The following is a 13,986-nucleotide window of genomic DNA, read 5'->3' as shown; positions in this document are numbered from 1 at the left end:
AATGGAAACCATTACCTATAAACTGGAGCATTTTGAAGGTCCTCTGGACCTGCTCCTTCATTTGATTGAGAAAAACAAAGTGGATATCTACGATATTCCCATTGTAGAGATCACCGCCCAGTATCTGGAATATGTGCGTAACATGGAACGGGAAGACTTAAACCTCGTCAGCGAATTCCTTGTTATGGCAGCCACACTGTTAGATATTAAAGCAAAAATGCTCCTTCCAAAAGAGGTGGATGAAGAAGGAGAAGAAGTGGATCCCCGTGCAGAGCTGGTAGCCCGCCTGTTAGAATATAAACGCTATAAGATACTGGCAGAAGAACTGGCAGACCGTGAGGAAAACGCTGCCGGTCATTTTTACAAGGCATCTTCTCTTCCGCCGGAAGTAGCTAAATACCGGCCGCCTACAGATTTAGATGAACTGCTTGATGGTCTTACCCTTGCAAAATTACAGCGTATTTTTGAGCAGGCAATGAAGCGCAAAGAATACAAAGTAGACCCCATCCGAAGCAAATTCGGCACCATTCACCGGGAACCGGTCAGTCTGGAACAGAAGATCACCTCTGTTATGGATTATGCAAGAAAAGCCCGCCGTTTCAGTTTCCGCCAGCTTCTTGAGAAACAGACGGATAAACTGGAAGTAGTCGTTACATTTTTAGCGGTCCTTGAATTAATGAAAATTGGAAAGATCCATTTAACCCAGGAAGAAACTTTCGGGGAAATGGACATTGAGACCATAGAACCGGAAGGTCAGGAAGAAGACTTAAACTTAGAGCAGGTAAGCGACCTTGTGTAGCGCCGCAATCCCCGGCTGCCACACAACAGATATCTGCCCCAGGAGGACATAAATTGGAAGAATTAACCATAGACAATACACCTGTAACCAACGAAAAAGACCAGGAAGCCGTTATTGAAGCCGTCCTGTTTACCATGGGCAGCGCCGTAGAATTAAAACAGCTGGCTACTGCCATCGGACAGGATAAAGAAACAGCAAAAGCAGCGGTGGAACGGCTGATGAAACGCTATCAGACCGGCAAACATGGCATGGAAATCTTACAGTTAGAAGACAGCTACCAGATGTGTACCCAGTCAAAATACTACTCCAACCTGATCCGTATTGCCTCTGCCCCTAAAAAGCAGGTGCTTTCTGATATTGTTTTAGAGACACTTTCCATCATTGCCTACCGTCAGCCTGTGACCAAGCTGGAGATTGAGAAGATCCGCGGCGTCAAATCGGACCACGCAGTCAACCGTCTGGTGGAATACAACCTGGTTTATGAGGCAGGCCGTTTGGATGCACCGGGACGTCCGGCGCTCTTCGCCACTACGGAAGAATTTATGCGCCGCTTCGGCATTGGTACCTTAAGCGATCTTCCAAATATGGATCCGGAACAGGAAGACGAGATCCGGACAGCAGTGGAAGAAGAACTTAAGTTTAAATTAGAAGAACTTGGAAGTTCCAATGCAACCGAAGAGGCGCAGGAACTGTTGGAAGCTGCTGTAACAAAGGAACAGGAGCAGGAAAAAGAATAGGAGGCTTACCATGATCACTTACCAACGTTTATGGGAAACAATGAAAAAGCGGGGCATTACCCAGTATCATCTGATCAAACGTGAGAAATTCAGTGCCGGACAGATCGGACGTCTGAAAAATAACCAGACCGTTTCCACCCAGACTTTAGATACCCTGTGCCGGCTGCTCTCCTGCCGCATTGAAGATATTGTTACCTACATACCCGATGGCGGAGAACATTTGCCTGACCCAGAGCCGGATCAGACCAGCCCGGTTCCTTCTAAAAAAGTCACCAAAAGTGAAAAGCCGGATAAAAGTGACAAAACGGAAAAAAGCGATAAAAAGAATAAAAAGAAGAGCAAAAAGAAAAATAAAGACAAAGATAAGAAACAGGGAGACTGATGAATACGTCAGCCTCCCTTTACAAATTTTGTAGGTGATTTTAAGGTATATTTCTTAAATACAGAGCAGAAATGTTTATAATCGGAAAATCCCACTGCTTCTGAGATCTCACTGATCCGGTATTCTTTGGTGTTTAACAGGGTGATCGCCTGCTGTACCCGGTATTTGTTCAGGAAATCAAGGAAGGTCTGTCCTGTGATCTCTTTAAACTTACGGCTTAAATAGCTGGCGCTGACTCCCATTTCTTCGGAAATGGACTCAATACTCAGCTTCTCTCCATACCGCGTCCGGATGGCTTCCAACAGCTTTGAAACATAACCATTTTCTGAACGGTCCAGTTTCATATAATATTCCAGGTTCAGGTTGCCGCCTTCTAACTCTGCCTGTTCCATGGCATATTCTACCTGACGCACGCTGGTGATCTCTTCTCCCAGTTTTTTCATGATCTGGGCCAGCTTTTCTTCATCTACCGGCTTTAACAGATACTCGCAGACTCTTGCCTCAATAGCCCTTCTGGCATAGTCAAACTCTGCATAGCTGGTAAGAAGGATGCTTTTAAACTTTACTTTTTCTGATGCCTTCTGTATCATTTCAATACCATCCATAAAAGGCATACAGATATCAGCGATCACCACATCCGGCTTGTACTCCAGGATCCGTTCATAGCCTTCCTGTCCATTGGAAGCCTCTGCCACTACCACACAGTCCATGGAAAGCCAGTCTATGGTAAATACAAGACCCTTTCGTATCATGTCCTCATCTTCCACTATCATTACCCGAAGCATCGTTATTATCCCCCTGTACTGAATGCACATTTTTTTCTGCTACTGCCGGAAGTGTGACTACCAAAGTGGTTCCATGGCCTTCCAGGCTGCGTATTTCCACACCATAAGGATATCCATAGAGAAGCTGGATCCTGCGGTGTATATTATAAAGTCCGGAATGTCTTCCCGGCGCTTCTTTCTGGTTCATAAGAGCACACAGTTTTTCAACCATAGCAGCACTCATTCCCACTCCGTCATCCCGGCAGATCATCATCAGTTTTTCCTCATGGATGTATGCCTTTAACTCTACATGAAGATTTAACTGATTGCCAAAGCCATATTTTACAGAATTTTCGATCATAGGCTGCAACACCAGCTTTGGGATCAGACATTGCATACACTCCGGCGCAATATCGATCTTATATTCAAACCTGCTTCCAAAACGCATTTCCAGAATGGACAGATAATTATTTAAATGTCCCAGGTCCTCTTCCAAAGTAACCTGCTCCCTGCTGCCATCCAGGCTGTAACGCAAAAGCTTGGATAATGAAAATACCATGCGTTCTGCAGTTGCAGGTTCCAGTTTACACATATACCGGATATTTTCCAGTGTATTATAGAGAAAATGGGGATTAAACTGGGATTCCAGCTGCTTTGTCTGGGCCAGAGCCAGAAGTTCTGTCATTTTCTGGTTGTTCTCCATCTGCTCTTTCAGGCTGGTAATGGTCTCATTGTAGGCTTCCGCGATCATCTTAAATTCATTGTCACGGTCAATAGCTCCTGTCCGTTCCAGATTTCCCTGTCTGGCAAGTTCCATTCCATCTAACAGTTTATACAGATCTTCCGTCTTTCGCTCTGTCACCTGTTTGGACTGGAACAGTACCCAGGCAGTCATCAAAAGCAAGGCCACTGCTACCAGTATACCAGCAAAGACCAAAGATGTAAGCACATTTTGCACATCGGACATAACATAAATATGAAAACGGCCGTTTTCCAGGTTATTTTGTGATGTAAAATAAGTCTTCTGGTCCAAGCGCATGTAAGCTCCTGCTTCTTTTACTGCCGGCCGTACCTGATTGCTGTCTGTAAGGAACAGGCCATTATTGCAAAAATACGCCCAGCCATAGCGGTCTGTCACTGCCACCTGTTCTCCTGACCGGGCAAGGGTCCTTAAAAGCCCGCTTCCCGGAACTGCAAGAATGATATAACGTCCGTTTCCATCTTCTGAACCTACCCAGCGCCCGAAAACAGCTGTACTTGCCCCGCTGTCCCAGCCATTCATCAGCCGGAAGGCCGTTTGTCCCGGTCTGGCATCCATAGCTGCATAAATTCCCCACTCTACTTCCTGTCTCTTGTTAAGATAAGAGGGCAGTTTCTCTTTATTCGATAAAAGCAGCCTTCCTCTCTGGTCTACTAAATACAGTTCCGGTTCATATCCCGCCTGTTCAGAGATCCCATAAAAGATCTGGAAAATGCGGTTTCGCTCCAGTACATAACCTGGGCCCGATACTGCCTGAGGAAGTTCTGCCAGCGTTTCAATCCCCTGTTCACAGCTTTCCACTGTCTGTTTTACCCGTCCAGTCACATAAGCCAGATAGTCCCGGTTGGCCCGTTCTCTCCCATGAAGCAGAACTGCCATAAAAAGAATCCCGCAGAAAAATGTAAACAGCACTGCTGGAAGGATGGCATAAATGGCAAACATCCGCCATAATTCATCCCGAAAATAACGTTCCCGTTTCATTTCCCGGACACCTCCCTGAAAATATCTACAAACCTGTTCTGCCACTGCTCCTTCTTTTCATTGACCAGTGCTTCATCCGCTGTGATCATATGAATCTCCTCTTTATCCGGAAGATAGGCAGCTGCTTCTACATCCTTTCGCACAGAGCGGCGGTCCAGGCTGTCTGCGATCACAGTCTGGGCAGCTTTTCCTGTAACAAAATCCACATATTCTTCTGCCTCTTTTTTATGTTTGCTTCCTTTTACGATACATACCACATCCGGAGTAGAAATAACTCCCTCTTTCATGTAAACCAGCTTTACAGGCGCGCCCTTTGACACATAACCGGCACCGCCTTCTTCAAAGGTAAGACCTGCTGCGTATCGTCCCTCTGCCACTCCCTGGTAAACTTCTGAGGAACTTTTTAAAAGCACACCATCCAGATTTTCACAAAACTTTCTTACATAATCCCAGCCTTTTTCCGGATCACCATCTCCCATAGCATAAAGCATGTTGATCAGATGCTCACTGGCAGATGAAGAAGTGGACGGGTCGCACATGGCGATCTTTCCCTTTAACCGTTCATCTAACAGGTCTTCATATCCCTGGATCTTCATACCTCCAAGAAGATTGGTATTGACCATAAGCACACTGGGGATGTCTGTAAAACGGGTCATATTTCCCTCTTTGTTTTTAAATTCCTCCCGGACATATTCTTCATTTTCACTGATATAAGGCTCAAATATGTCTTTTCCTGCTCCCGCTGTATATAGAGAACCGCCCCAGAACACATCACATACCGGCTCGTCCCCTTCTTTCGCCCACTTTAAAAGTTCTCCGGTTCCCCCGGTACGCACCTGTACAGGAATTCCTGTCTGGGACTCAAATTCAGATACGATCGGGTTAATAAAATCCAAAGGATGAGGGCTGTATACAACCAGGCTGTCTGTATCCATTTCAGCGCTTCTTCCCCGGTTTTTCACAGCATGTAACCCACTGCATCCAAAAAGGCAAACGGATAGGGAAGCTGCCATCACTGCCAGACGTAATAAATGTATTCTTTTATTTTTGTGACCTTTTTTAAACATTCCCTATCCCCCTCTTTCATCCTATTCAAATGATCTCTTTCTTCTCACCGTCTGCCGGCAGCCGGATCTGGATGGTCGTTCCATTTTCTCCGCTTGTAACGGTAAGTTTCGCCCGGTCTCCATAAAGCATTTTCAGACGTTCTATGATATTTGGAACTCCGATATTGCGAAATACTTTCTTCCGGTCCTTTTCATCCGGCTCTGTCCGTTTTCCTTTTGTCAGCCTTTCTACTGCCTCTTCATCCATTCCGATCCCATTATCTTCCACTGACAGGATCATTTCTGAAAGTTTTCCCTGTTCATCCCTGATCCCCTTTGCAGACAGGCAGACAATAAACAATTCGTCCATTCCCCGCATACCGTGGACGAAGCTGTTTTCCACGATTGGCTGCAGCAGCATAGTTGGTATCTCCACACTTTTCAGTTCCTGGGGATAGTCCAGACGGATCTCAATATTGCTGCCTCTGATATTTTTATAAATATCAATAAAACACTGCAGCAGTTCAAATTCTTTTTCCAGGGCAATAAACTGATGATCTGAATATTTTGTGATATTGCGGAAATATTTTCCAATGAGCTGTACAATGCGGCTGACTTCCGGTGTATGGTTCACCTTTGCAATGGCATTGATAGTCTCCAGACTGTTATAGATAAAATGGGGATTAATCTGTGTATGGAGGAAACGGTACTTGTAATCCACTGCCTCCATTTTTGCGCTGTTTTTCTGTGCCTCTGCCTGCACCAGCTCTTCGATCAGCTTCTTATTCTGCAGGGACATTTCATTAAAACGTCTGGCTATTTTTCCAATGTCATCATTCATATAGACCGGTGCCTGGATGCCGATCTCACCTTTTGCCGCATTCTGGATGGTATCTGAAAGGGCATTGATCTGTCGGCTTACTTTTCTGGTAAGATACTGCATTAATATACAGCCACAAATTAAAGTGACTACTGTAAGAACTGCCGCAACGATCTGTACTTTCAGGCGCATATGATAAATGCTGCTGATGGGCGTAATACCGATCACACTCCATTCACTGTTTTTTATACTGTTTTCTACAATATAATAGGATTGTCCGGCTATCTTCTGATACCCGTTTTCCAGCCCATCTTCCCGGATCTTGTCTGCCAGTTCTTCACTGTTTGTCTCCACATGGACGCAGTTTTGGTCCCTGTCGTAAAATACAAGTCCGATCCCCTGACTTAAGACTTCTGCCAGTTTAAAAGCCCGGTCCTTGATCCGCACGATCAGATATCCTTCATGTTTTAATGTACTTCTCTGCCTGACACTGTGCATCAGATAAATACGGTTATCTTCATCTGAGATCCATACATACCCGTTTTTCATGGTATTTTTTTTATAATTCTCCAAAGCATCCTGGGAAAATGTACGTATCTCGCCTTTGTTTTTTCCTATCTTCTCAATGGTATCACAGGTATAGCCACCATCTGTAACCAGACAGGCATAATCAAAATATGTATTTTCCGCAACGATCTGGTTTAAACGGTATTTCAGTTCTCTCTTTTTATAATCACTTTTATCTGCATCACAGGCTGCTATACTGTCCGGGATCTGAAACATGGTAATATTATTAAACAGCTGTTTTTCTGTATCAGACACCCGCCGGTTAAAATCGATCCCGGCCTGCTGGCTGATCACGGTAAGATTATCAATATTATTGCGCACCAGGATCCTGGTACAGTAATCCGTAAGCACAAACACAGCTACTACAATACAAAATACCAAACTGAACCCAAATACAAAAAACAGTTTTTTCTGAAACGGCAGGTCTTCATATCTTTTTAACTGGTTCATTGACAATTTCCTTTTTTCATTCTGTATTCACTGGGTGTCATATGCACATTTTTGCGGAAAGCATTATAAAAACTGATATAGTTTTCATATCCCACTGCTATGGATATTTCATCAATGGTCATTCTGGTATCATCTAAAAGTTTTCTTGCTATATTTAACTTTTCCTGGATCATATGCTGCTGGAATGTGATCCCCGTTTCTTTCTTTATGATCGTAGAAAGATAATTGGGGCTGACTGCCAGTTCTTCCGCCACAGTTTCCAGCCTCAGGCTTTCCAGACAGTGATTTTTTATATATCTTACTGCCAGCAGTACCAGTTCTGACTTTCCGCTGCTTTTTTCCCGGATCTCGTCAATCTTTGCCAGAAACGTCTTTAACCAGCTGGCAAACATTTTCTGTGAAGTAATACCTGCCACCTCAAAGGACAGATGATCCAATTCCCCTCTCCAGGTCTTGTGTTCCTCCATAATACGGCCGCAAAAGAAAAGAGCCATGATCTGTATGGCAACATAGCTTCCTGAGGTACACATAAGGAATTCTTCGATGATCCGTTCATAATCTTCCATTCCTTTTATACTGTCTGCAAGGCGGAGGGCATTTTCCTGCAGATCAGAGACCTGCATATGATTTTCTTTTTTACTTTTCTTCAGAAGATCCTCATATGCCTCTAAATATAACGAATAGAAGGAAGCTGTCTCCTCTTTCTCACTGCTGATACCAAGGGCAGACAGTTCCTCCAACGTGGTTAACTTCTCTTTTAATTTTTCTATTTCTGCCTGCCAGCCACTGTTTTCCCTTTTTTCCGTGACTAACAGGATGATCCGTTCTTCTGTTACAATGGAATAAGCATTTCCGGAAGATAATAAAGTCAGTGTTTCAACACGCTCCAAAAGGGCCTTGGATGGCTCTCCTTTCAGAGCGCCGATCATCACCAAGCCCCTTTTTACTGGTTCCTTTTCACTTTCTGTGATATTGCCCACCGTATCATCCCGGTGGTTTGTGATGGCTACTGTCATCATTGCCTTTACTGTATTGATCTTCTGGTTTTCCAGGCTGTGCTTTTTATCCAGCTTACGCACAGCCCGCTTCAAACTGTCATTTAATTCCTCATCATCAATGGGTTTTAAAATATAATCAAATACAGCCAGTTTAATGGCGCGGGATGCATACTGGAATTTATCATATCCCGTGATCACAATTATGATCCTGTCTTCTGCCTTACCGGACTCCTCCACCATGGTAAATCCATCCAGATATGGCATATTAATATCACTGATGATAATATCCGGATCCGTTTTCTCGATCAGCTCTTTACCGCTTCTTCCATCATAAGCAGTTCCCGCAAGTTCGATCCCCAAATTTTCCCATTCAAGGGAATATTCAAGGGAAAGAACCGTATTTTTATTATCGTCGATCAAAACTGCTTTATAGGCCATATTTTCTCCCTTTATCCTGTCATCACCCTTTTACTGCTCCCATCATTATACCACCTACCACATACTTCTGCATACTGAAATATACGATCAGGATCGGTAATGTCGCCAGGATAAAAAAGGCAAATGCAAGGTTCAGATCGGAAGTATATTCATTAAAGTAAGCCATCTGGGCAAGGATCAGTGTTCTGGCAAACGGCTTTCTTAAAAGGATGATGGCTGTTGTATAATCATTCCATACAAACAGTGTGTTTAATACCAGCTGGGTTGCATTTACCGGCTTCATTAACGGGAAAACAACTTTCCAGAACATTTTAAAACGGTTACATCCATCGATCCTTGCTGACTCTTCCAGATCTAAGGGGATCGCCTTCACAAAACCGGTCACTACCAGGATGCTGATAGGGATCTGCAGTCCGGTCCTTGCGATCACAAAGCCTAAATTGGAGTTTGTAAGGTTCAGTTTGAAAAAGTTAATATAAAATGGAAGCATGATACACTGGATCGGGATCAGCATACCGGATATAAAAATAAGATAGATCCATTTATATACCCTGGTCGTATATCGTGCCAGCACATAAGCTGCCATGGATGTGATCAGCATCAGAAGGACCACTACCGGCACCGTAGTCAGGATACTGTTTTTATATCCTGTAAGGAACTGGTCATTTTCCGTGATCACACGCTGGAAATTCATCAAGGTAGGATGTGTCGGCCATGCCAGGCGGTTGATCGTAAGGTCATTTTTATTTTTCAGCGCATATACGATACTGATATAAAAAGGTGAGATCACGACCAGCATGACACATGTGATCAGAACTTTCTGTATTACAGATAATAAATGTCTTTTTTTCGTAGTTCCCATTATTGATCCACCTCCAATTTAGCTCCTATGGATGTAATGCACTGGGTAATGACCACCAGCACTACGGTTATGATGATCGCTGCTGCCTGACCAATGCCTGCCTTGTTAAAGCCAAATATGTAATCATATACATACATGGATACAGTCTGTGCTGCCTCCATATTTCTTGCTACTGCCATTGGATAATCAAAACATTTAAGGCCCCAGGCGATCAGCAGTGTCACATTAGAAACGATCGCCGGAAGGATCAGGGGGAAGGTGATCAGTCTTGTTCTCTGCCACCAGGTAGCGCCGTCTACTTTTGCTGCCTCATAATATTCTCCGGAAATAGACTGAAGCCCAGCCAGATAGATCAGCATGCAGTAACCCATATCTCTCCAGATGGCGATAATGGCCATAGCTGGAACTACCTGGGAAGAAAGTCCCAAAGGACTCATTTTCTGAAACAGAGGAGAATATACATCTGTAAATACATAACTCCATACGATAGCACCACTGGTAAGGGCTACTGTAAATGGAATAAACATAATGGTCCTTGCCAGGTTATTAAACCTGGAAGATCTTGATAGCATCAGTGCTAATGCCAGTCCCAGCACATTGGCCCCGATCACATAGATAACGGTAAACTGGACGGTATGAAAAAATGCCTGCTGGAAATACTTGTTTGTGATCAGTTCCATGTAGTTTCTCAGACCTACAAAATCATAACTCTGGCTCACTACACTGGCACGGTTTGTAAATGAATAAGGAATACCCTGTATAAATGGAACGATCACTACAAAACAGTACAACAACATGGCGGGAAAAAGAAATAAGAAATTCCCTGCATGAGTTCGCAACTTCTTCACCGATCTTTTCTGTTTCATTATCTTTTCCCCGCCTCTCTTTTTATTCCTGCTTGATCACTTACTGCTCTTTGGAGATCTGGTCGATCAGATCCAGTTCTTCTTTTGCAAATGTTGTATGTCCCACAATTCCAATATTACTTAATATCTGCTCCGGCTTAGACGCACCGATAAGTACACTGGTAACATCACTGTCTTTTAACAGCCAGGAAAGTGCCATCTGTGGAAGGCTCTGTCCTCTTTCTTTTGCAAGAGCATCCAGCTTCTTAATCTTTTCGATCTTTTCCGGAGTAATGTCTGATGCATGGAGAAATCTTCCGTCTCTTGCCACACGGCTGTCAGCTGGGATACCGTTAATGTATTTTTCTGATAACATTCCCTGTGCCAGAGGACTAAAGCAGATCAGACCCATTCCTGACTCACGTGCATAATCTTTTAAGCCATTTTTCTCCACTGTACGATCAAAAATGTTGTAACGGTTCTGATTGATGATCAGCGGCAGGTGGATCTCTTTTGCGATCTCTAATGCCTTCTTTGCATGTTCCCCGTCATAATTGGAAATTCCTGCATACAATGCTTTTCCGGAGCGGACGATCTGATCTAAAGCCAGGATCGTTTCCTCTAATGGTGTCTCCGGGTCCATTCTGTGATGGTAGAAAATATCCACATAGTCTAATTGCATTCTCTTTAAAGACTCATCCAGGCTGGCAATGAGATATTTTCTGGAACCCCAGTTTCCGTAAGGGCCATCCCACATGTCATATCCGGCTTTTGTACTGATGATCAGTTCATTTCTGTATGGACGTAAAAAATCACGCATGATCCGTCCAAAGTTTTCCTCTGCAGATCCGTAGATTGGGCCATAGTTATTTGCCAGGTCAAAATGAGTAATACCATTGTCAAAAGCTGTAAAGCAAAGGTTCTTCATCATGTCATAGTTATCTTTGGAACCGAAATTGTGCCACAGTCCTAAAGATACTGCCGGAAGCTTCAGTCCGCTTTTGCCGCAGCGATTGTACTGCATGGTCTCATATCTTTTTCTGTCTGCCTTATATTCATCAACGTAATACATAAAATTCTCCTTTTTATATCTATACTTTTTAAGAACTTATCAGAGCTTTCTTGCTGCGTCTACGATCCATTTAATGCGTTCTTCCGGAAGTTCATCATGGATGCTGCAGTCCGGTCCGATAATATAGCCTCTCTTGCCGCTTGCCTCAACCAGACGTTTTACTTCTGCCTCGATTTCTTCTTTTGTTCCTGTGTAGATCAGACTTCCCGGCCGGTTGTCAAAGCCGCCCCATACAGTCCGTCCGAATTTTTCTTTTGCTTCTTTTACATCCAGACCTTCAATATATCTTGCCCAGCTTACTACTGCTGTCTTATAGTCCGCCCAGTCCTCTAAGCGGTTTGGAATACCTTCCCATCCACAGCAGTGGAGCACGTTCATATCACTTAATGTATTGGCATAATCTAAAACTTCTTTCTCCGGCGGAGTGATGTATTTTCTGTATGTCTCATATGTAAAGCGGTTTTCTTCTGCATTCTGTACGCTGTAGAAGATACCTGCAACCTTTGCCTCTTCTATGATCCCTTTTACAAGGACCTTTACATCCTGGGCAATCACATTTTCCGCATATAATACAGCTTCCGGATCTTCTTCCATAAACTGCATCATTTTCGGATATCCGATCTCCAGACGTAAATAAGATAACGGGCAGAAGATCAGATAAAATGCCAGGCACTCACCATTGATCTCTTCCATGATCTTCTTTGTACGGTTGATCTGGCCTCTGATGTGTGGATGATGGGCTCCCAACGGCTTTATATCATAAAGCTGTTTTGCAGACTGGATATCTTTTAACACAGGTGCCGGCCAGCAGAAATATTTATCTGCGGAAAGTTTGATAAAATCAACATCTGTTTCCTTGTAAAAATCCATCTGCGCCTTGATAAACAACTCATCTTTCCATAAAGTAGGCGGAATGTGTTTCCACAAACACACCGGAATATGATCCACCTCTTCCCCTTTAAATGCCCTTGTCACTCTCTCTATTTTATCCATGTAAGATTTCCTTTCTTCTGAACAGAGGCCGCTGCAATACGATCTCCTAAGATCCTGCAGCAGCCCCTGTTTAGCATCTACACTTATTATTTTCTGCTTATTTTACTTATTTGCTTGTTGCGATAATATCATCAAACAGGGACTGAATATTGTTCAGACACTCTTCGTGAGTCATCGGCTTGCCTGTGCATACGCTCTCTGCATAAGAGATAAGTCCTTTTCTCCATGCATTTACAAATTCTGTGTTAAATGGTTTTGTAAAGATTCCCTGGGAAATAGAGCTGTTTGCCTTCAATTCTGCCATGGATTTAACCACCGGAAGAAGCTTATCAGAAGACTCACCGGTGATCAGAGGCATCATGGTTGTTTCAGACCACGTTAAAGCACCATCTGTTACCCAATACTCTAAAAATTCAACAGCCTCTTCTGCACAATCAGAATTTGGATTCACCATAAAGGACTGGTCTACCATTGTACACAGCTTTGCGCTTCCTTCATCGTCGATCGGAGGCAGGAAGAAATCAAATTCAAAATCAGTTCCTTCGGATTTAGCAAGCATTTCACCAATATTCCAGTTTCCGGTAAAGATCATTGCCCCCTGTCCGGTTACGAACAGCTCCAGAGCTTTATCCTGGTTGTTTGCCATTGCATCCATACGTGGATAAGTCATTCTCTTATCCCATACGCTTAATGCTTCATCCATGTAATCGTAATCCGTCAGCTTCTTTTCACCGCTCATCAGCTTCTCATACAGATCCAGATCACCGGCAGCTACAGCTCTTGGAACAATGATACCTCTTGTTTCAATATCACCGGTAGAACCTTCTCCGTACAGGTCGATAAATGGATCAATGCCTTTGCTGTGTAATGTTTCAACTAACTGGTCAAATTCTGTAAGGGTCTTTGGAAGTTCCAGACCATTTTCCTTAAACATCTTTACATTGTAGAAAAAGCCGGATGCCTTAAAGTCAATAGGTACTGCATATACTTTTCCGTTTGCGGAAGCATCATTTAGATCTTCCGGGGAAACATTTAAATTCTTGATCACATCATTATCCGTCAGATCCATTGCATATCCGTTTTCGATCAGATCCGGATAGGTAGCCGGGTTACCCATGATAATATCAGGCTGTTCTCCAGATGCCAAAGCTGTGGATAACTGTGGGAAGTAATCGGTTCCCTGATTATAGAAGATATTTTCAAAGGTAATGTTTGGATGTGTTTTCTTAAATTCTTCTTCCAGTTTTTCAAGACCCTGCTGTTTCACGGACTGTCCCATATAGTGGAACACAGTAAGAGTCTTTTCTTCTCCTGAACCGCCTTCTGTTGCTGCCTCGCTTGCTGCTTCTGTTTTTCCAGTATCAGCTGCCTTGGTCTCTGTTGTGCCAGAGCCGCCGGAACAACCGGTAAGTACCTCTGCCGCCATAACCACACTCAGCCCTATTGCCAATGACTTTTTCAACATACTTTAT

At 43.6% G+C, this 13,986-nt stretch carries 13 protein-coding genes; 3 read left to right on the top strand and 10 right to left on the bottom strand.

The window, feature by feature from the left end:
* Window position 1 precedes the first annotated feature (1 nt).
* Genes DW251_RS06650 through DW251_RS06640 form a run of 3 tightly spaced genes read left to right on the top strand, consistent with a single transcriptional unit; the run spans window position 2 to window position 1,918 of the window.
* Window positions 2-799: a segregation/condensation protein A gene (locus DW251_RS06650; protein ID WP_118300528.1), complete on the top strand. Its 798-nt coding sequence runs from the start codon at window positions 2-4 to the stop codon at window positions 797-799.
* 53 nt (window positions 800-852) lie between these two features.
* Window positions 853-1,536, top strand: a complete 684-nt coding sequence (gene scpB / locus DW251_RS06645; RefSeq protein ID WP_021871312.1) for an SMC-Scp complex subunit ScpB — start codon at window positions 853-855, stop codon at window positions 1,534-1,536.
* Window positions 1,537-1,546: 10 nt separating this feature from the next.
* Complete coding sequence (locus DW251_RS06640) at window positions 1,547-1,918, top strand: helix-turn-helix transcriptional regulator (protein WP_021871313.1); 372 nt, start codon at window positions 1,547-1,549, stop codon at window positions 1,916-1,918.
* Window positions 1,919-1,926: 8 nt separating this feature from the next.
* Here DW251_RS06640 and DW251_RS06635 read toward each other — a convergent pair whose 3' ends face one another.
* From DW251_RS06635 to DW251_RS06590, 10 genes are all read right to left on the bottom strand, one after another.
* Window positions 1,927-2,703, bottom strand: coding sequence for a response regulator (locus DW251_RS06635; RefSeq protein ID WP_021871314.1), 777 nt, complete (start codon window positions 2,701-2,703; stop codon window positions 1,927-1,929).
* Window positions 2,675-4,423 carry a sensor histidine kinase gene (locus DW251_RS06630; RefSeq protein WP_118300527.1) on the bottom strand — a complete coding sequence of 583 codons (1,749 nt, stop codon included), beginning with the start codon at window positions 4,421-4,423 and terminating at the stop codon, window positions 2,675-2,677. The genes DW251_RS06635 and DW251_RS06630 overlap by 29 nt, the downstream gene beginning before the upstream one ends.
* A complete protein-coding gene (locus tag DW251_RS06625) occupies window positions 4,420-5,358 on the bottom strand; it encodes an extracellular solute-binding protein (RefSeq protein ID WP_243034894.1) in 939 nt (312 codons plus the stop codon). The genes DW251_RS06630 and DW251_RS06625 overlap by 4 nt, the downstream gene beginning before the upstream one ends.
* A 157-nt stretch (window positions 5,359-5,515) precedes the next feature.
* Window positions 5,516-7,306, bottom strand: a complete 1,791-nt coding sequence (locus DW251_RS06620; RefSeq protein WP_021871317.1) for a histidine kinase — start codon at window positions 7,304-7,306, stop codon at window positions 5,516-5,518.
* On the bottom strand, window positions 7,303-8,742 hold the full coding sequence (locus DW251_RS06615) for a helix-turn-helix domain-containing protein (RefSeq protein WP_118300526.1): 1,440 nt from the start codon (window positions 8,740-8,742) through the stop codon (window positions 7,303-7,305). The genes DW251_RS06620 and DW251_RS06615 overlap by 4 nt, the downstream gene beginning before the upstream one ends.
* 22 nt (window positions 8,743-8,764) lie before the next feature.
* Entirely contained in the window at window positions 8,765-9,604 is an 840-nt protein-coding gene (locus DW251_RS06610; protein ID WP_021871319.1) for a carbohydrate ABC transporter permease, read from the bottom strand.
* Window positions 9,604-10,470 (bottom strand): sugar ABC transporter permease, encoded by an 867-nt coding sequence (locus tag DW251_RS06605; RefSeq protein WP_243034893.1) that lies wholly within the window; start codon window positions 10,468-10,470, stop codon window positions 9,604-9,606. The genes DW251_RS06610 and DW251_RS06605 overlap by 1 nt, the downstream gene beginning before the upstream one ends.
* Before the next feature lie 40 nt (window positions 10,471-10,510).
* Window positions 10,511-11,521 (bottom strand): aldo/keto reductase, encoded by a 1,011-nt coding sequence (locus DW251_RS06600; RefSeq protein WP_021871321.1) that lies wholly within the window; start codon window positions 11,519-11,521, stop codon window positions 10,511-10,513.
* 39 nt (window positions 11,522-11,560) lie between these two features.
* The gene (locus DW251_RS06595) at window positions 11,561-12,514 is read right to left on the bottom strand and encodes a uroporphyrinogen decarboxylase family protein (protein WP_021871322.1); all 954 of its coding nucleotides are present in this window, start codon (window positions 12,512-12,514) and stop codon (window positions 11,561-11,563) included.
* Between the two features lie 106 nt (window positions 12,515-12,620).
* Window positions 12,621-13,979: an extracellular solute-binding protein gene (locus tag DW251_RS06590; RefSeq protein WP_118300524.1), complete on the bottom strand. Its 1,359-nt coding sequence runs from the start codon at window positions 13,977-13,979 to the stop codon at window positions 12,621-12,623.
* Window positions 13,980-13,986 lie beyond the last annotated feature (7 nt).

It is taken from the genome of Clostridium sp. AM22-11AC (genome assembly GCF_003473545.1).
GTDB lineage: Bacteria > Bacillota > Clostridia > Lachnospirales > Lachnospiraceae > Enterocloster.
Note: the sequence above shows the minus strand (reverse complement) of the source record. Positions and strands in the feature narration are given on the sequence as shown.